General features: G+C 36.3%; 10 protein-coding genes. 8 read left to right on the top strand and 2 right to left on the bottom strand.

The annotated features are described in order from the left end of the window. Window positions 1–7: 7 nt before the first annotated feature. The 5 genes from ABD692_RS01760 (at window position 8) to ABD692_RS01740 (ending at window position 10683) form a co-directional block, all read left to right on the top strand. Window positions 8–1588 carry a glycoside hydrolase family 28 protein gene (locus ABD692_RS01760; protein WP_344764438.1) on the top strand — a complete coding sequence of 527 codons (1581 nt, stop codon included), beginning with the start codon at window positions 8–10 and terminating at the stop codon, window positions 1586–1588. 114 nt (window positions 1589–1702) lie between these two features. Then, window positions 1703–4522, top strand: a complete 2820-nt coding sequence (locus tag ABD692_RS01755; protein WP_344764437.1) for a glycoside hydrolase family 95 protein — start codon at window positions 1703–1705, stop codon at window positions 4520–4522. Beyond that, on the top strand, window positions 4519–8025 hold the full coding sequence (locus ABD692_RS01750; protein WP_344764435.1) for a malectin domain-containing carbohydrate-binding protein: 3507 nt from the start codon (window positions 4519–4521) through the stop codon (window positions 8023–8025). The genes ABD692_RS01755 and ABD692_RS01750 overlap by 4 nt, the downstream gene beginning before the upstream one ends. A 152-nt stretch (window positions 8026–8177) precedes the next feature. Further along, window positions 8178–9692: a sodium:solute symporter family protein gene (locus ABD692_RS01745; protein ID WP_344764434.1), complete on the top strand. Its 1515-nt coding sequence runs from the start codon at window positions 8178–8180 to the stop codon at window positions 9690–9692. A gap of 58 nt (window positions 9693–9750) precedes the next feature. Next, window positions 9751–10683 carry a dihydrodipicolinate synthase family protein gene (locus tag ABD692_RS01740; protein WP_344764432.1) on the top strand — a complete coding sequence of 311 codons (933 nt, stop codon included), beginning with the start codon at window positions 9751–9753 and terminating at the stop codon, window positions 10681–10683. A 65-nt stretch (window positions 10684–10748) separates the two neighbouring features. On the opposite strand, the gene ABD692_RS01735 is transcribed toward ABD692_RS01740, so the two are convergent. Together ABD692_RS01735 and ABD692_RS01730 are read right to left on the bottom strand one after the other, a co-directional pair. Beyond that, a complete protein-coding gene (locus tag ABD692_RS01735; RefSeq protein WP_344764430.1) occupies window positions 10749–11489 on the bottom strand; it encodes a hypothetical protein in 741 nt (246 codons plus the stop codon). Between the two features lie 420 nt (window positions 11490–11909). Beyond that, window positions 11910–12779, bottom strand: a complete 870-nt coding sequence (locus tag ABD692_RS01730; protein ID WP_316758108.1) for a helix-turn-helix domain-containing protein — start codon at window positions 12777–12779, stop codon at window positions 11910–11912. Between the two features lie 228 nt (window positions 12780–13007). Here ABD692_RS01730 and ABD692_RS01725 point away from each other — a divergent pair, with 228 nt between their 5' ends. From ABD692_RS01725 to ABD692_RS01715, 3 genes are read left to right on the top strand one after another with little or no spacing between them, the layout of a single operon-like run. After that, entirely contained in the window at window positions 13008–14639 is a 1632-nt protein-coding gene (locus ABD692_RS01725; RefSeq protein ID WP_316758110.1) for a fucose isomerase, read from the top strand. 15 nt (window positions 14640–14654) lie between these two features. Continuing rightward, the gene (locus ABD692_RS01720) at window positions 14655–15323 is read left to right on the top strand and encodes a DUF3826 domain-containing protein (protein ID WP_344764428.1); all 669 of its coding nucleotides are present in this window, start codon (window positions 14655–14657) and stop codon (window positions 15321–15323) included. A 31-nt stretch (window positions 15324–15354) separates the two neighbouring features. Next, window positions 15355–18552: a SusC/RagA family TonB-linked outer membrane protein gene (locus ABD692_RS01715; protein ID WP_344764427.1), complete on the top strand. Its 3198-nt coding sequence runs from the start codon at window positions 15355–15357 to the stop codon at window positions 18550–18552. The last annotated feature ends 37 nt before the right edge of the window (window positions 18553–18589 follow it).

Here is an 18589-nt window from a genome sequence, read left to right as displayed (position 1 = left end):
CAATAAAATGAAATTAAATAATCGCTTGAAAGTATCTTTTTTGTTTGCCTGTATGTTAATCTTTGGGTTAAACGTAAAAGCACAAAATTATTATAATGTTTTAAAGTATGGCGCAAAAAACGATAGTAGCAAGCTGGCTACATTGGCCATTAAAAATGCTATAGATGCTGCGTCAAAAGCAGGTGGCGGTACGGTTTACTTTCCCGCTGGGAAATACTTAACGGGTTCAATTCATCTTAAAAGTAACATCACAATTCTAATCGATGCAGGTGCCGAACTTCATTTTAGTGATAATTTCGATGATTATTTGCCAATGGTTAAAAGCAGATATGAAGGTGTAGATGTGACTTCGTTTTCGCCTCTTTTCTATGCTTATAAAGCCGAGAATATTTCGATAATTGGCAGGGGTTTAATTGATGGACACGGAAAAAAATGGTGGGATTTTGTAGAAGGCTATAAAGAGGGGCAAGCTCGTTCTAAATGGCAAACTATGTTTGATGGGTTGAATAAGGATATTATTTTGCCAGATGATCCAAAACAAATGAAACGCGGATTTCTTCGCCCACCGTTTATACAAACTATGTTTTGTAAAAATGTTTTAATCGATGGGATAACAATTAAAAACTCTCCTTTCTGGACGGTAAACCCCGAGTTTTGTGAGAATGTTAAAATTCATGCAGTAACTATAAACAATCCGCATTCGCCAAATACCGATGGGATTAATCCAGAATCTTGTAAAAATGTTCACATTTCTGATTGCCACATAAGCGTTGGAGACGATTGTATTACTATAAAATCGGGTAAAGATGCGCCAGGCAGAAAAATGGCTGTGCCTGCAGAGAATTACACCATTACAAATTGTACTATGTTATCTGGCCACGGTGGTGTTGTAATCGGCAGTGAAATGTCGGGCGATGTACGTAAGATTGTTATTTCGAATTGCGTTTTTGATGGAACAGATCGAGGCATTCGTATTAAAACGGCTAGAGGGCGGGGCGGAATAGTAGAAGAGATTAGAGTAAGTAATATCATTATGAAGAATATTGGCCAACAGGCAATTGTTTTGGATATGCAGTACGCTAAAACGAATGTAGAGCCTGTTTCAGAGCGTACACCAAAATTCAGAAATATTCATTTTAGTAACATCACTGGTCAGGTGAATCAGGCTGCCTATTTAAATGGCTTGGAAGAAATGCCGATCGAAAATATTACGTTTAGCGATATCAACATGGATGCAAAAACAGGTTTTAGTATCGGTATTTCTAATAAAATAGAATTTCATAATGTTCAGGTCAATACAGAAATTGGTCCATCAGTTTCTGCTTCAAACGTAAATTACCTGACGATTGATAATTTAAAAAGTTATACGCCATTGGTTAAATCTCCTGTTATCGATTTAAAAAATACAAGTGATGTGTTTTTGTATAACGCATTTCCTGTTAAAGGAACCACAACTTACTTAAAGCTTAGTGGCGAGAAAACTAAAAACGTAATTTTAGGGAACAATAGCTTTAAAAATGCTAAGAATGGCGTTATTAAGGAAAATGATGTAACTGAAAATATTGACGTGATCTCAGGCGATAAATAATCGATAGTTCAGGTAATCTGATAAGTATAACTGTCATCCTGAGCCTGTCGAAGGACATTTAAAAACTGCTTTCAAAGGCGTTTGAGAGACTATAAACTACATACTAACCAATAGATGAGAAATTTAAATAAGTGTACCGTTCTTTTATTGTTTATTATCATTTTTATAAATAGTAATCTCATTTTTGCGCAAAACAATCAGTTGTGGTATAACAAACCTGCTGAAAAATGGACAGATGCTTTACCAATTGGAAACGGACGAATAGGCGCCATGATTTATGGCGGTGTAGAAACAGACCATATTCAGTTTAACGAGGAAACCCTTTGGACAGGCAAACCAAGAAATTACAACCGCAAAGGCGCATCAGCATATTTAGCTCAAATCAGAACGCTACTTTTCGAGGGAAAACAAAAAGAAGCTGAAGATTTAGCTCAAAAGCAATTTATGGGGCTTCAAAGTGAAAATGGAGACCGAACTAAATGGGTTAAGGAAATGCAATCAGGCAAGGGCCTTGTTGGAAAGCCAGCATTAGAAAATTTTGATGATAAACTTTGGAAAACAATTCAGGTTCCATCTTATGAAGGTTGGGAAGCTGTTGGTTTAGCAAATTTAGATGGTGCAGTTTGGTTTAGAACCACTTTTGATGTCCCTGAAAATTGGCTGGGTAAAAATCTGGTTTTAGATTTAAACCGAATTCGCGATCAGGATTTTACTTTCATCAATGGGAAATTGGTTGGCAATACAGATAACCTCGAGCCTCGAAAATATACAATTCCAGCAAAGCTGATAAAAAAAGGTAAAAATGTAATTGCCATTCAGGTTTTAAATTACTTTGATAAAGGTGGCCTGACAGGTTATAAGGATACAAAGAAGAAAATTGGAATTTATCCTGAAGGATCGAATGTTGAACAAGGCGTTTCGCTTGTAAAATTGTGGAAGTATAAAATTCAGGATGAAAACCCACCAGAGGTTGCTCAATATCAGGCCAGCTATCAACCGTTTGGCGATTTGAATTTGTATTTCAAAAAGGGAAAATCAGCAGTTACTAATTATAAACGTTCCCTCGATTTAAATACCGCAATTTCAAAAACAACTTATACGTTGGATGGTGTTAAATATCAGAGAACATATTTTGCAAGTCAGCCAAATCAAGCTGTAGTTATTCATTTATCGGCAGATAAAACGGGCTCCATAGCTTTTGAAGCAGTTTTGTCGAGTGTTCATCAGAAAACTGAGATTAAAAGTTTAGATAAAAATTCGATTGTGCTAAATGTGCAGGTAAAGGATGGTGCTTTAAAAGGCGAGGCCACACTGACTGCTGAAGTAAAAAAAGGTACAATAAAAATAATCAACAATAAAATTGTTATTACTGGTGCAGATGAGGCAACACTCTTTTTAACAGCCGCAACTAATTTTGTAAATGCAAACGATGTTTCTGGAAATCCAAAACTAAAAAATTCTGGTGCTGTTCTTGGTCTATTAGGAACGCCTTACGAAGATCTTAAAGCCCGCCACATTAAAGAATATCAAACTTATTACAACACATTTAGTGTAAACTTTGGTCAATCTGAAAATGAGAATTTACCTACCGATCAGCGATTAGAAAAGTTCGGCACATCAAAAGATGCTGCCTTTACGGCACTTTATATGCAATATGGAAGGTATTTATTGATTTCGAGTTCAAGACCAGGAACACAACCAGCAAATTTGCAAGGAATTTGGAATGATCTGCTCAGTCCGCCCTGGGGAAGTAAGTATACCACAAATATTAATTTTGAGATGAACTACTGGCCAACTGAAATCTTGAATTTATCGGCTCTTAATGAACCGCTATTTAAAAAGATAAAAGGCTTATCTGTTTCAGGAAAAGAAACCGCAAAGGAATATTATAACGCAAAAGGTTGGGTTTTACACCATAATACAGATTTATGGAATGGTACAGCTCCAATTAATGCTTCCAATCATGGTATTTGGGTTTCGGGCGGTGGATGGTTAAGTCAGCATTTGTGGGAGCATTATTTATTTAACAATGATAAAAAGTTTCTACAAACTGAAGGCTACCCCTTGATGAAAGAAGCGGCTCTGTTCTTTGAAGGTTTCTTGATTAAAGACCCGAAAACGGGTTGGCTAATCAGTACGCCATCAAATTCTCCAGAAAACGGAGGTTTAGTTGCAGGGCCAACAATGGATCATCAGATTATCAGAACGTTATTTAGAAATTGCATTGAGGCATCAAAAATTCTGGGAATAGATGAAGCCTTTAGAAAATCGCTGGAGGAAAAAGTAGTGCAGATTGCGCCAAATCAAATAGGGAAACACGGACAGTTACAAGAATGGCTAGAAGACAAAGATGATACAACGAATAAACATCGCCATGTTTCTCATTTATGGGGTGTTTATCCAGGGAATGATATTAACTGGGATGCCGATAAAACAATGATGAATGCCGCTAAACAATCTTTATTGTATCGTGGTGATGATGCTACTGGTTGGAGCCTGGCTTGGAAAATTAACTTTTGGGCGAGGTTTAAGGATGGCGACCATGGAATGAAATTGATTAAAATGTTGTTGAAACCAGCAAATGGTGGCGCAGGTTCTTATGTAAATTTATTTGATGCCCACCCACCATTTCAAATTGATGGAAACTTTGGTGGCGCCGCAGGAATAGCCGAAATGATTGTTCAAAGTCAGCAAGGCTATTTAGATATTTTGCCTGCTTTACCTGCCGAAATCCCTTTTGGTGAAATTAAAGGGCTAAAAGCAAGAGGCGGTTTTGAGTTAAATATAAATTGGGATCAATCCAAATTAACAATGTTCGAAATAAAATCGAAAGTCGGTGGTGTTTGCAAAATCAAATATCAGGGTAAAGAAAAAGAAATTGTAACTAAAGCTGGAGAAAGCTATAAACTTAATGGAGATTTGAAGGTATTATGAGTAGGTTTTTGAAGTTAATTTTCATCATTTTATTGCTCGTAAACTTTAAAGTAGTTTCAGCACAAAACACAATCAGAAAAGATATTTCATTAAATGCCGATTGGGTAAGCATTGTTGATGAGAAAAATATAAATGCTTTTAATGGTTTCGAGTTGGTTAGCTATAAGCCTGCCAGTTGGAAAAAAGTAAACGTTCCGCACAATTGGGATCAATACGAAGGTTATCAAAGGAAACTTCATGGAAATAAACATGGTTATGCCTGGTATCGTAAAACATTTAAAAGCAACGAAGTTAAAGCGGGGAAGAGGTTTTTTCTATATTTTGAAGGTGTTGGTTCTTATGCAACTGTTTGGCTCAATGGTAAAAAAATTGGCTATCACGCTGGTGGAAGAACCACTTTTACCTTTGATGTTACGTCAGTAATTAAGCTAAATAACGAACAGAATATTTTAGCAGTCAGAGCAGACCATCCAGCTAATATTCAGGATTTGCCCTGGGTAGATGGAGGGTGTTCAACCGAACGAGGTTTTTCTGAAGGTTCTCAGCCAATGGGTATTTTCAGGCCAGTACATTTAATTGTTACCAACGAAGCAAGAATTCAACCTTTTGGCATTCACATTTGGAACGATGATAAAATCTCAGAACAGTCGGCAGTATTAAACTTTACTACTACCGTTAAAAATTATTCGGCCAAAGCAAAATCGATTACAATTTATACTCAATTGTTCGATGCTGAAGGGAATATTGAAAAGGCGCTTAAAAAGACAATAAATGTTCAGTCGGGAAAACAGATCGATGTAAGCCAAAAAACAGCTGAGCTGATCAATCCTAAACTTTGGTCGTTAGAAAATCCTTACCTCTATACGGTAAAAACATCCATTATAGAAAATGGAAAGCTTGTCGATGAAGTTAAAACATCCTATGGTATTCGTTGGATTAGCTGGCCAATTGGCGATAAAGCCAACCAAAAACAATTCTTTCTAAATGGAAAACCTGTCTTTATCAATGGAATTGCAGAATACGAACATTTAATCGGGCAAAGCCATGCTTTTAGTAGTGAACAAATTCATTCTCGCGTAATGCAAATCAAATCAGCTGGTTTTAATGCTTTTAGAGATGCGCATCAGCCTCACAATCTTTTATATTCTGATTATTGGGATAAACTTGGAATACTTTGCTGGACACAAATGGCGGCTCATATTTGGTATGATACCCCTGCGTTCAGAAAGAACTTTAAAACGCTGTTAACTGATTGGGTAAAAGAGCGTAGAAATAGTCCGGCGGTTGTGCTTTGGGGTTTAGAAAACGAAAGTACTTTGCCAGAGGATTTCGCAAAGGAATGTACTGAGCTAATTAGAAAATTAGATCCTACTGCCTCATCACAACGCAAAGTAACCACATGTAATGGTGGAAAAGGTACCGATTGGGATGTGCCTCAAAACTGGACTGGTACTTATGGCGGCAATCCGTTAACCTACGGCGAAGATTTACAAAGACAGGTTTTAGTTGGTGAATATGGCGCCTGGAGAACCATTGACTTACATAATTTAGATTCTGCAGGTAAAGGTTATACCGAAAACAATATGACCACTTTGATGGAAACTAAAGTTCGTTTGGCAGAATCTGTTAAAGACAAGACTGCAGGTCATTTCTTTTGGTTATATAGCTCCCATGATAATCCTGGAAGGGTTCAGGGAGGGGAAGGATTACGCGATTTAGATAGAATCGGGCCAGTAAATTATAAAGGTATGTTTACCCCCTGGGAAGAACCAACCGATGTTTTTTATATGTTTAGAAGCAACTATGCTCCAAAAGAAACGGAACCAATGGTTTACGTTGTATCGCATACTTGGCCTAATCGATGGTCAACTCCTGGCGTAAAGGATAGCATTGTGGTTTATTCAAATTGTGATGAAGTAGAGTTATTTAATGATGTGGACGGACAATCTTTTGGAAAAAAAACCAAGGGCAAAATCGGAACTCATTTTCAGTGGAATAAACCCAATGTTAAATATAATGTGCTTTATGCAGTTGGCTATGTAGATGGAAAAGCTGTTGCTAAAGATTACATCGTATTAAATAACTTACCCGAATCTCCGAATTTTGATAAATTAACTAATGATGGGGCCGTAAATAAACCCGCAAAAGATTATAATTACCTGTACAGATTAAATTGTGGCGGACCTGATTATACCGATAAGTATGGAGCGGTCTGGTTAAAAGATCAACAATTAAACAGTAATAATAAAAACTACGGTTCATCTTCATGGACTTCGGCTTTCTCTGGTATTCCCGCTTTTTTTGCTAGTCAAAGAAGAACATTTTCGCCGATTAGTGGCGCATCCGATTGGAAACTGTTTCAATCATTTCGCTACGGAAGAGAGCAGTTAAACTTTAATTTTCAGGTTCCAAAAGATGGTGAATATTTAGTTGAACTATGTTTTATCGAACCCTGGTTGGGTATTGGAGGTGGCATGAATGCGGAAAAAATGCGTTTATTCGATGTTGCCATTAACAATAAAACCGTAATCAAAGATTTGGATATCTGGAAAGAGGTTGGTACAAATACCATTCTTAAAAAAACTGTAAAGATTTACAGCAAAGCTGGTCGATTATCTATTTCGTTTCCGCAGGTAAAAGTTGGTCAGGCCATTATTTCTGCAATTGCCATAGCCAGTTTGGATAAAACAATTAAAGTTGGTGTGCAATCTAATTCGATTGCCGATGCTGCCTCAAGTACCGAATTTAAATCAAATTCGTGGATGGATATTGGCGACAAACAATTTTTGGATGGTAATTTTGAGTTCACTTCCTTGCCGCCAAATTTATACGGTGCAGAATGGATTCAAACTGCTGAAAAGCACCAGAATATAAACTTTAATTTAAACGATGAAGCTGATGTTTTTGCTGCGGTAAATGACAGTATAAAAAGTTTGCCAGAACAGCTTAAATCTTTTGAAGATACCAAAACCAGTATTGAAAATAATGCTGGCCAAAGTTTTAAGGTTTACAGAAAGAGATTTTCAAAAGGAGCACCGATCACTTTGGGCAATGAAGTTTCAACCGTTGCTCTTGTTCCGCCAAGTAATTTAGAGCCAGCCTACGATTTAAAAAAGTTAACCAGCTACAAAGCGACAGATGCCGTTTTAAAAGGACAAAGTATTGTTAGAGAAGATTTGATGGGGAAACAAAGAGTTAGTTTTAAAGCCCAAACTGGCGGCATTTTAGAGTTTTCGATTGCCGTTGGTGTTGCTGATACTTATTCGCTTACTATTAAATACCACAATCCATTGCAAAAAAACTTAAAAGCTAAATTGGAATTTTTAGCTGCCGATGGAACATTAATGAGAACCGAAAATGCCGATTTTGTTCCAGCTAAAGAAGGTAAGTGGAATTACTATAACACAACTACTGGTAGCATGATCAATGCAGGTGCTTACAAATTAAGAATTATAGCAACCGATGCTAAAGATTTAACCTTTGACGCACTTGATGTTCAATAGGATAATATGGTACAATATATAGCCAAAATCTTATATTAATACTGATATTTAGAAATGCATATTTGTTTTAACCAAATTAATAAACGAGCCAACCGATAATGAAGGGTCTACCTGTATTCGATCTTGCTATAATCTTCATATATCTTGTTGGAATGATATTAGTAGGGATTTATTTTTCGCGAAAAAATAAAAATTCCGAGCAATTTACAAAAGCTTCGGGCCTCATTCCTGGATGGGCAATAGGTTTATCAATTTATGCAACTTTTCTAAGCAGTAATACATTTCTAGGTGTGCCTGGTAAAGCTTTTGGAGGAAACTGGAATGCATTTGTTTTTAGTATATCGATGCCTTTAGCAGCATGGATTGCCTCAAAATACTTTGTTCCATTTTATCGTAATACTGGAGAAATATCGGCCTACACTCATTTAGAAAAACGTTTCGGCGCCTGGGCAAGAGTGTACGCTGTAGTTTGCTTTTTACTTACTCAACTGGCCCGAATGGGATCTATCTTTTTCGGAATAGCCTTGAGCTTACAAGCTCTAACTGGTTACTCTATGCAAATGATTATGATCGTAATGGGCATTTGCATCATATTTTATACTGTTTTAGGTGGCATTGAGGCGGTAATATGGACAGAAGTTGTACAGGCTGTGATTAAGACATTTGGAGCATTGTTAATCCTCTATTTAATCATCACAAATATGCCAGGAGGTGTTTCAAAAGTAATAGAAATTGGAAAAGCAGATCACAAATTTAGTTTAGGTACCTTTTCACCCGATTTCGTTAGTTCATCCTTTTGGGTTGTGCTTTTATATGGGTTTTTTATTAACCTGAATAATTTTGGAATGGATCAAAATTACATTCAGCGTTACCATACTGCATCATCAACTAAAGCAGCTTCCAAATCAATTTGGCTCTGTGTATGGCTTTATATTCCAGCATCGCTGTTGTTTTTTGTTATAGGATCTTGCTTGTATGCCTACTATGAGGTTAACCCCGATTTGGTTCAGTCTATTAAACACCAGGTTGCGATTGAGCGATTACCCATTCATTCTACCGCTGCCGAAATTTTAAAGTTAGAAAGTACCTTAAAGCCTGCAGACTATGGCGATAAGATTATGCCTCATTTTATGGTAACAAAAATTCCTGTTGGTTTAGTTGGGCTAATTGTGTCGGCTATTTTATCTGCGGCAATGAGCACCATAAGTTCAGGAATGAATGCTTCTGCAACAGTATTTTCGGTTGATATTTATAGGCGGTACATTAAGCCAGATATTTCTGAAAAACAAAATTTATCACTCCTGCACATTGCAACTGTAGGGTTTGGTTTACTGGGTATGATTGCAGGAATTGCAATGATTGGTGTTAAAAGTATTTTGGATGTATGGTGGGAGCTATCAGGAATATTTGCAGCGGGGATGCTTGGTTTGTTTTTACTCGGAATTGTAAGTAAGCAAACTAAAAACCACGAAGCCATTATCGCAACTATGATTGGGATAGCAGTTATAATTTGGATGACTTTTTCCGCTATGCTTCCTCCGGCATACGAAGCTTTCAGAAATCCTTTGCATAAAAATATGATTATCGTGGTAGGCACATTAACCATTTTTTTAACAGGCATTTTTATTACGAAAATTAAAAATAGAAAATTAAAATCAGCCAATTAAGTTCGATAAGAACTATTCAGGCAATTATTAAATAACCTTATTACATATCTTTTTAAATATGGAAAACTCACAAAAAGGGTTCATCCCGGTCATGCTTACGCCTTTTTTGGACAATGGAAACATCGATTATCCAGCGCTTACCCAGCTCACAGAGATTTATTTGCAAGCGGGATCGTCAGGCTTATTTGCTAATTGTTTATCGAGTGAAATGTTCGAATTAACAGATAGTGAAAGAATCCAGGCCATTAATCATGTTATAAAAGTTGTAGATGGTGCAGTGCCGGTTGTAGCTACAGGGACTTTTGGCGGGCCAATTTCTAAACAGGCCGATTTTGTTAAAAAAGTTAATGATACAGGCGTGGAGGCCGTAATTGCGATTACAAGTTTGCTTGCTGATGAAGCAGAATCTGATGATATATTTAATGAGCGGGTGTTTGATTTATTAAAGCAAACAGAAAATATTCCAATTGGGTTTTACGAGTGTCCGGTGCCCTATAAAAGAATTTTGAAGCCTCAGCAATTAAGCGATTTCGTTTCGACTGGAAGAGTAATTTATCATAAGGATACTTGTTTGGATTTAATGCAGATTAAGGAAAAACTAAAGCTTACCGAAGGACATAAATTTGGTTTATATGATGCTTACATCGTTCACGCAGTAGAATCTTTAAAGGCTGGCGCTTCGGGTTTATCTTGCATTCAAGGTAATTACTTTCCTGAATTAATCGTCTGGTTATGTGATCATTATAACGATCCCTCGCTTGTAAATGAAGTGAATGTTGTGCAACAATTTTTAATCGATAATATGGATGTAATGCATAATGTTTACCCAATTGTATCAAAATACTTTTTGCAAAAGCGAGGATTGGATATATCTACTTTTACAAGAAGAAAGGTGGGCACTTTTACACCAAATGTGATCAAAGAAGTTGAAAAATTATTTGATGATTACACGGCTTTAAGAAGCGATTTAAATATTCAGGTTTATATTTAGATATATAATGACAATGATACCTTGCATTCTAATCTGCGAGGTATCATCAATAATGCGAAGGAGTTTTAATATATTTTAATCACTCCAAGAGTATTTAAATCCCCATTCTGTAAGGGAACAACGCAATTTAGAGAGGTAGTAAAGAAAGTAATTCCAAAAAGAATAATTATAGGCTCGTGTGCTTTTAATACGAGGTTTATCTTAAAAGTCTGTGATTCCGTTGCATCATTTATATTCAGAATTTCTGAATCGAGCAGGGAAGCGCATTCGTTTTCAGTGCCGATTGAAGCAGCCGAAGTAATAAGCCTGAAATGTGTAACCTCACCAGGCGCAACAATAGAAATTTTCGGATGGATGGCGGGAATTTTAATCTCAACATACTGATCGACTAAGTTTATGGAACTAGCTATATCTTCCAGGAAAGTATTGTATAGATGATTGTTTGAATTAAATTGAAAGTTTTGTAGTAACCTGTAATTTTCTGCCAGAACATTCCTGCTGCCACGATTATTAATCTGATCTGCTTTAACAATTCTTAAGAAGCGACTTGTTAAATTAAAATTCATCTTTGGATCTGGTACTTGCAAAAGTATTATTCGAAATAACTGTCGTAACTTTTTCGCAGCTTGCGAAGCTTTGGCAAATTCCGAATTGTTTTCCCTGGTGCGTTCAAAGGCGATGTCGTTTTTTATACGCTTTGCATCTACTCCACCTTTAGCCCTTGCCTGATAAATGTTATTGCGTTCATAAAAGGATAAATCCCCGACTTTCCCCTTAAGTTTAATTGTGCCAACTTGCTGTGCCATAGTTTTTTTATTAAAATTAAAACATAAGCTGGAAACCGATATCGTAAAAAGACGTTTTTGTCGTTTTTGTACACATTTGCACGTTTTTGACGCATCATATTAGCCATTTTCCCGTCAATTTTTATTTTAGTTAATGTTGATTTCTGAAACACAGGCTTTATAAAACAACAACCATTCTTCTGAATTTAGCCATTCAAATTTCTTCACTATAGCTGTTCTGTACGGTACTTACTCGGTTACTCCTCGGATGTATTTCGGATGTAGGACCCAAATGGTTACCAACGTTAAGCCGGATATATACTAGTTGTGAGCCAAGAATTTAGTAGGTTTTGGGTTACATGCTTTTGGCTAAAGCGTAAAGTGAATTCTAAAAGAATCTATATATAATATAGATTAAAAGATAAAGATCTATGCTGCTTATTAATTCAAATATTTCCTTTTGTAATCCAGTGGTGTCATTCCTGTAACTTTTTTAAAGTGCCTGTAAAAATTCGATACATTATTAAAACCACAATCAAAACAAATCATTTCAGTTGGTAACTTGTTTTCAATCAAAAACCTGCATGCATGGCTAACCCGTATTTCAATTAAAAAATCGTAATAGGTTTTCTTTGTCATGAGTTTAAAATATCGGCAAAATGAGGTTACACTCAGGTTACTTAACGATGCAACTTCCTCAAGGGTAATATCTTTCTTGTAATTGGTTAAAGTGTAAGTGCATATTTTATTTATCCGAAGGGTTTCCGATTCGTTAGATTGATAAAAGGTGTTTTTACTGGTTACAACGGTCTCGAATTCGTCGGTTTCGGCAAGTGTTTTCAAAATAGAAAGTAAAATAATTATTCTTTCCAGGTTTGTTGCGTCAACCGCAAGCCTCATTAAATCAATTAATTTTTCCTTTGCCTTTCCATGAATAATCATACCACTTTTAGCTTTTTCGAATAGTTTAGGAATTAGATAAGCTTCTGGTAAATTGATTAAATATTTCCCAAGGCAATCGGGCAAAAAATGAACAACCATGGCTTCCGTATGCAGATCAGAATTATTCTGGAAATACTCATCTTTACATCGCCAGGTATGGGGTAGGTTTTCGCCCAAAAGAATCATTTCATCAGGAGCAAAGTTGCTGATGTTATCGCCTATAAAACGAACGCCTTCTCCCTTGATCACGTAGTGCAATTCTAATTCTGGATGATAGTGCCAAATGTTACCGAAATCGGGCTTAATATCATGTCGAATACTGAAAGAGCTTTGCAGCGTTACCGGAACTTTATGAAAATGAGGTTTCATGGTTAATCTATAAATATTTGGTTATGTTTCCGCATTATGTTTGGTAAATCATAAGCGTTGCAGGGCTAAAGCTAAGTTTATTTATGATAATATCCTATATTAATTTGCTAAAAACTATTAGTAATTAACTATATTGTTTGTTGAGTTTTGTATATGGCTCTATGGGCTATAACCAAAATATAAACCGACAAATTATTTTTATATAAATAATTTGTTCAGTAATGAATTATGATACAGGGTAAAACAAGCGAAATTCTATTGGTTTCGAGTGGAGATTTAAGGCTTTCTGCAAATCAAAATTGCTGGGCTGCTCAACTCGAAATGGAAACGAAATTAACAGCAGCAATTGAGAAATTTGGCTGGAAAGTTAAACGTGCTCATCCCTATAATTCGACGAAAAAACACGGCTTCATAGATTCTCAAAGAATGGGTATGGATATCTTTCGTAATATCGACCCAAAGCAACCATTAATTGTTGCCGAAAGTGTTTGGCAATACTCTCATCATGTACTTGCAGGTTTAACTACACATCAAGGTCCGATTTTAACTGTGGCCAACTGGAGCGGACAATGGCCAGGTTTAGTTGGTATGTTAAATTTAAATGGCTGCTTGACTAAGGCAGGTATTTCGTACAGCAGTTTATGGAGCGAAAACTTTACCGATGACTTCTTCACAGAAGGTCTTCAGGAATGGTTATCAACAGAAAAAATAAGTTACGATCAAAGCCATGTTAAAGATTTTGCCTTGAGTAAGATTCCTTTAACGGATGAAAAAAAGGGTAGGGCATTTGCACGGGCGTTAAAAGAGCGTAAAGTGATCATGGGCGTTTTTGATGAAGGTTGTATGGGTATGTACAATGCTATCATTCCTGATGAATTATTACATAAAACTGGATTCTTTAAAGAACGCTTAAGTCAATCGGCACTTTACGCCGAAATGTTGCAGGTTACTAATAAAGAAGCAGAAGCTATTTTAAACTGGTTGCTGAACAAAGGAATGCAGTTTAATTGGGGAACCAATGAAGAAACCGAGTTAACCAAAGCGCAAACTTTAGAGCAATGCAAAATGTATATCGCTGCATTGCGTATTGCAGATGATTTTAGTTGCGATACCATTGGCATACAATATCAACAAGGACTTAAAGATTTAACCGTTGCCAGCGATTTGGTAGAAGGGTTATTAAATAACGAGGATAGACCACCTGCATTTTCAAAAACGGGTAAAGAATTATATGCCAACCATGCACTTCCTCATTTTAATGAAGTAGATGAATGTGCTGGATTAGATGCTTTATTAACCTATTGCCTTTGGAAAGAACTAGGAATGACGGGCGAAAATACTTTACACGATATTCGCTGGGGTGCACATTATAAAGGAGAAGGAATTGACGATTTTGTTTGGCTTTTCTTAATTTCTGGTGCAGCGCCACCCGCTCATTTTATTGGAGGTTATGAAGGAGCAAGTAGCGATAGGCAGCCACCAATGTATTTTCGTTTAGGTGGTGGCTCACTTAAAGGAATTAGCAAACCAGGTTTTATTGTTTGGAGTCGGGTTTACGTAATGGATAATGAATTACATTGCGATTTAGGCATTGGCGAAGTGGTAAGTTTGCCAAAGAATGAAACAGAAAAACGCTGGAATAGTACAACTCCAGAATGGCCAATTATGCATGCGGTTTTAAAAGGAATAAGCAGAGATCAGATGATGGCCAGACATAAAGCCAACCACATTCATGTAGTGTACACAAATTATGAAGCCAACGCACACGAAGCTTGCAGAATTAAAGCTGCTGCCATGGATGAATTGGGCTTAAAGGTTCATTTTTGCGGAGATGTTAAACTGATAAAAAAAAGAAATTAATTAAACTATAATATAATGAAATTATCAATTACAATTCTGTTTCTAATACTCTCGAATATTGCAGGAACTTTTGCGCAGAATAATGCCGTATCTGACGAGGATAAGGCAAAATATTTAAAAGTAATAACCGAACGTGCAGATAAAATTGTAACTCCACTTAACATTGCCGATGCAAGTAAAGCAGAAAAAGTTAGAAATATAATAAGAGATCAATATAGCAGTCTGAATGATATTTACACGGTTCGCGATTCAAAAATAAAAGAGATCAAAGAAAAAAATGCTGATAATAAAGTAGAACGAGACTCGGCAATCGCTAAACAAAATCGTAGTACAGATGCTGCATTGGCCAAACTCCATAAAAAATATGTTTCGAAGTTATCATCAAGTTTAAATAACGAACAGATTGAGGGCGTTAAAAACGGAATGACATACAATATCCTTCCAATTACTTATAAGGCTTATCAGGAAGAAATTTTAACCTTAACAGCAGATCAAAAAAAACAAATTTTGATTTGGCTTACCGAGGCAAGAGAAAGAGCTATTGATGCGGAATCATCGGATAAGAAACATGCCTGGTTCGGTAAATATAAAGGCAGAATAAACAATTACTTATCAGCCGCAGGCTACGATTTAAAAAAAGAGGGGATAGAATGGGAGAAACGAAGAAAAGCAAAAACTAACTAACCAAGATTAAAAACTAACCAAATAAATAAATATGAACTTAAAATTTTTACGCAAATTTTCATTGTCTTTGCTACTAATGTTATTAGCAAGTACAATTCTCTTTGCTCAGGATCGAAAGGTTACGGGTAAAGTAGTCGATCAGTCTGACGGATCTTCAATACCAGGTGTGAATGTGAGTGTCAAAGGATTGCCTAGTAATGTTAGCACTAACGCAGACGGTGTATTTACGATTCAGGTAAAGTCTAATACCGATGTACTGGTGTTTTCTTACATTGGGTTTGTTAGACAGCAAATTACTGTAGGCACACAAACTAATATTAACGTAAAGTTGGTTTCAGATAATAAAAACCTTGACGACGTAGTTGTTGTTGGTTATGGAACTCAGAAAAGGACAAGTTTAACTGGTGCTGTTGTTGATATTAAAGCTTCGGAAGTTGAAGATTTACCAGGAACCAACGTTGCTGCAGCATTAGCTGGCAGATTGTTAGGTGTGGGTGTTAGTGGTGGTATTTCTCGCCCTGGTTCGCCTGCTAAAATCACAATTAGAAATCCGAATACGATTTTCTCTAAAGATGGTGGCTCAACAGACCCTTTATATGTTATAGACGGTGTGATACAGGTTGACGGACAAGGAAAACCTGATGCAACACAATTTGGAAATCTTGATGCTTCCGAAATTGAAAGTTTATCATTTCTAAAAGATGCATCTGCAGCCATTTATGGTACAAGAGGTGGTAACGGAGTTGTTTTAGTAACAACCAAGCGTGGTAAAATTGGTAAGCCAAGAATTAGTGTAAGTACCAACTATGCTTTAAATGATGAGGCTTATCGTACTAAAATGATGAGTGCTTATGAATTCGGACAATATTTTAATATAATGAACGGACCAAACGGCGGTAATAAAGCTGCAGGCGTAGATAACTTCTTTACAAATGATGAGTTAGAGCATTTTAAAAATATTGATTACGATCGTCTGGAAGAAGCGTGGAAATCATCTTACGATTTCAGACAAACGCTAAGTGTAAGTGGTGGTGCAGAACGTGCAACTTATTTTGCCAATGTATCATACAATAAGCAAGATGGTAATTTAGCCACCCTTAATTATAACAGGTGGAATTTTAGAGCAGGAACTGATGTAACCGTTGCTACAAATTTCAAAGTAGGTTTACAGGTGTCGGGTAACAATGGTAATTTGGTTAAAACTTTTAATAAGGTATCGGGTGAAGGCGTAGAAGACGATTATAAAAATTTACTGTTAGCACCAAGATACGTACCTGATTATATTAATGGTTTACCTGTAAAATTACCAGGAACAACTAGTGATTTATCTAAATATCACTTTGGTGAAATAGACAGATTAAATAACCTTGCAACTACAGAAAGTAATCAATATACAGTTAATGGTTACGCCGAATATGAGCTTCCATTTATAAAAGGATTAAAAGCAAGATTAGCTTATGCAAGAAACACAAGTAACTCCGTTGGTAGCCAGGTAGGTACTTTTTATACACTTTACGAGTTTAATCGTTTAGGAGAGAATAAACATATTTATGAAGGCGCAACCGTATTAAGTTCTTTAAGGGTAACCAATGGAGATAGATTGTATTATTCTAATACAAATGCGAAAAGCGAGCAAACTAACTTTGTGGTAAATTATGCCAGAGATTTTGGTAAACATTCTGTTAGCGGTTTATTTACAGTAGAGCGTTCTGAATCGAGCAATCAAAATCAGGTTGTTTTCAAAGCCAGTCCGATAGCGGCAACAAATGGTCAGTTCAGTTCTGCTTTCGGTGCAATTGATGGTTCTACATCAGCAAACGAAGCAGGTACATTATCTTATGTAGGTAGAGCTAACTATGCTTATGCTAATAAATATTTAGCTGAATTTTTATTCAGAACGGATGCATCAACAAAATTTGCTCCTGAAAACTACTGGGGTCAATTTTATTCAGGTTCAATTGGTTGGGTTGTATCAGAAGAAAGTTTTTTCAAAGTTCCTGCTATTAACTATTTAAAAATCAGATATGCCGCAGGTGTGCTCGGTAATGACCAGACTAAACCTTGGTTATGGAGACAAAGATATACTACACAAGATGGTAAAGGTGCTGTATTTGGTGGCAACACAGCAAGTTCAACTGGTTTAAAAATGGAAGCATCGCCAAACAGAGATGCAAGCTGGAGTACCGAATATAAGAACAACTTAGGTATCGATGGCAGAGTTTTAAATAATCGTTTATCATTTAATGTTGAAGCTTACTTCAACGCAGCCAGAAATATTTTATTAGAAAGAACAGCAAATATTCCTTTTAGCGTTGGCGGTACCAGTGCATCAGAAAATTTTGGTTCGGCAAACTATTACGGTTATGAACTAGGTTTAAACTGGGATGATAAAATCGGCGAAGAATTCAGATACGGTGTTGGCGTTCGTTTTGGTTGGAGCGATGACAAGGTATTGGTAGGTAACTTTAACGATAATGATATCTTAAAACCATGGAACCCTAAACCAGGAGCATCTTCTGATAACGGAAAATGGGGATATGACAATTTAGGTATGTTTAAAACTGCCGATGAGGTTACAAACTATGTAAATCAGTATAAAATTACTCAGGTTTTCGGTACGCCTGCAGCGCAATTAAAACCAGGTACATTGTATTACAGAGATGTTAGAGGTCCATTACAAAGTAACGGAACTTTTGCTGGCCCTGATGGAATTATTGACGAAAATGACCAGGTTCAATTAACTAAAAAAGCAAGTAACCACTACGGTTTCGGAATAACATTAAAAGCAGGTTATAAAGGTTTTAGTGTTGATGCAGTACTTGCAGGTTCATTCGGCGGATGGTCGGAAATTGATGAGCGAAAAGCATTAAATGTATCTATTGCCAGAAACTTTACCAGTTTACCAAATATCTGGGGTAATATTTATGATCCTATTATTAATCCTAGCGGCACAATGCCAAACCCTAATTTTGCAGATATCAACCTTACGCCAACATCTAATTTCTATAAGGTAAGTTCGTTTAGGTTAAGAATTCCAAGTTTTAATATAAACTATACTTTATCGAAAAGTTTAGTAGAAAAATTAAGAATTAATAATGCAAGAGTTTTCGTTTCAGCTTTAAACCCTGCAAACCTATATAACCCATATACTTATAAAGGTCCTGATGGTGCATGGGATGCCTATCCAAATTTAAGAACAATTTCATTCGGATTAAATGTAACCTTGTAAGCAAGGATAAAAAAATGTAAATTCAATAATCTATAAA

Origin of the sequence: Pedobacter ginsengiterrae (assembly GCF_039537385.1) — a bacterium.
Taxonomy (GTDB): domain Bacteria; phylum Bacteroidota; class Bacteroidia; order Sphingobacteriales; family Sphingobacteriaceae; genus Pedobacter; species Pedobacter ginsengiterrae.
This window is presented reverse-complemented; position numbering and strand designations above follow the sequence as displayed.

Excerpts from the sequence above, each read along its gene's own strand:
- ABD692_RS01760 (WP_344764438.1), top strand. The coding sequence starts at position 8 with ATGAAATTAAATAATCGCTTGAAAGTATCTTTTTTGTTTGCCTGTATG.
- ABD692_RS01755 (WP_344764437.1), top strand. The coding sequence starts at position 1,703 with ATGAGAAATTTAAATAAGTGTACCGTTCTTTTATTGTTTATTATCATT.
- ABD692_RS01750 (WP_344764435.1), top strand. The coding sequence starts at position 4,519 with ATGAGTAGGTTTTTGAAGTTAATTTTCATCATTTTATTGCTCGTAAAC.
- ABD692_RS01745 (WP_344764434.1), top strand. The coding sequence starts at position 8,178 with ATGATATTAGTAGGGATTTATTTTTCGCGAAAAAATAAAAATTCCGAG.
- ABD692_RS01740 (WP_344764432.1), top strand. The coding sequence starts at position 9,751 with ATGGAAAACTCACAAAAAGGGTTCATCCCGGTCATGCTTACGCCTTTT.
- ABD692_RS01735 (WP_344764430.1), bottom strand. The coding sequence starts at position 11,489 with ATGGCACAGCAAGTTGGCACAATTAAACTTAAGGGGAAAGTCGGGGAT.
- ABD692_RS01730 (WP_316758108.1), bottom strand. The coding sequence starts at position 12,779 with ATGAAACCTCATTTTCATAAAGTTCCGGTAACGCTGCAAAGCTCTTTC.
- ABD692_RS01725 (WP_316758110.1), top strand. The coding sequence starts at position 13,008 with ATGATACAGGGTAAAACAAGCGAAATTCTATTGGTTTCGAGTGGAGAT.
- ABD692_RS01720 (WP_344764428.1), top strand. The coding sequence starts at position 14,655 with ATGAAATTATCAATTACAATTCTGTTTCTAATACTCTCGAATATTGCA.
- ABD692_RS01715 (WP_344764427.1), top strand. The coding sequence starts at position 15,355 with ATGAACTTAAAATTTTTACGCAAATTTTCATTGTCTTTGCTACTAATG.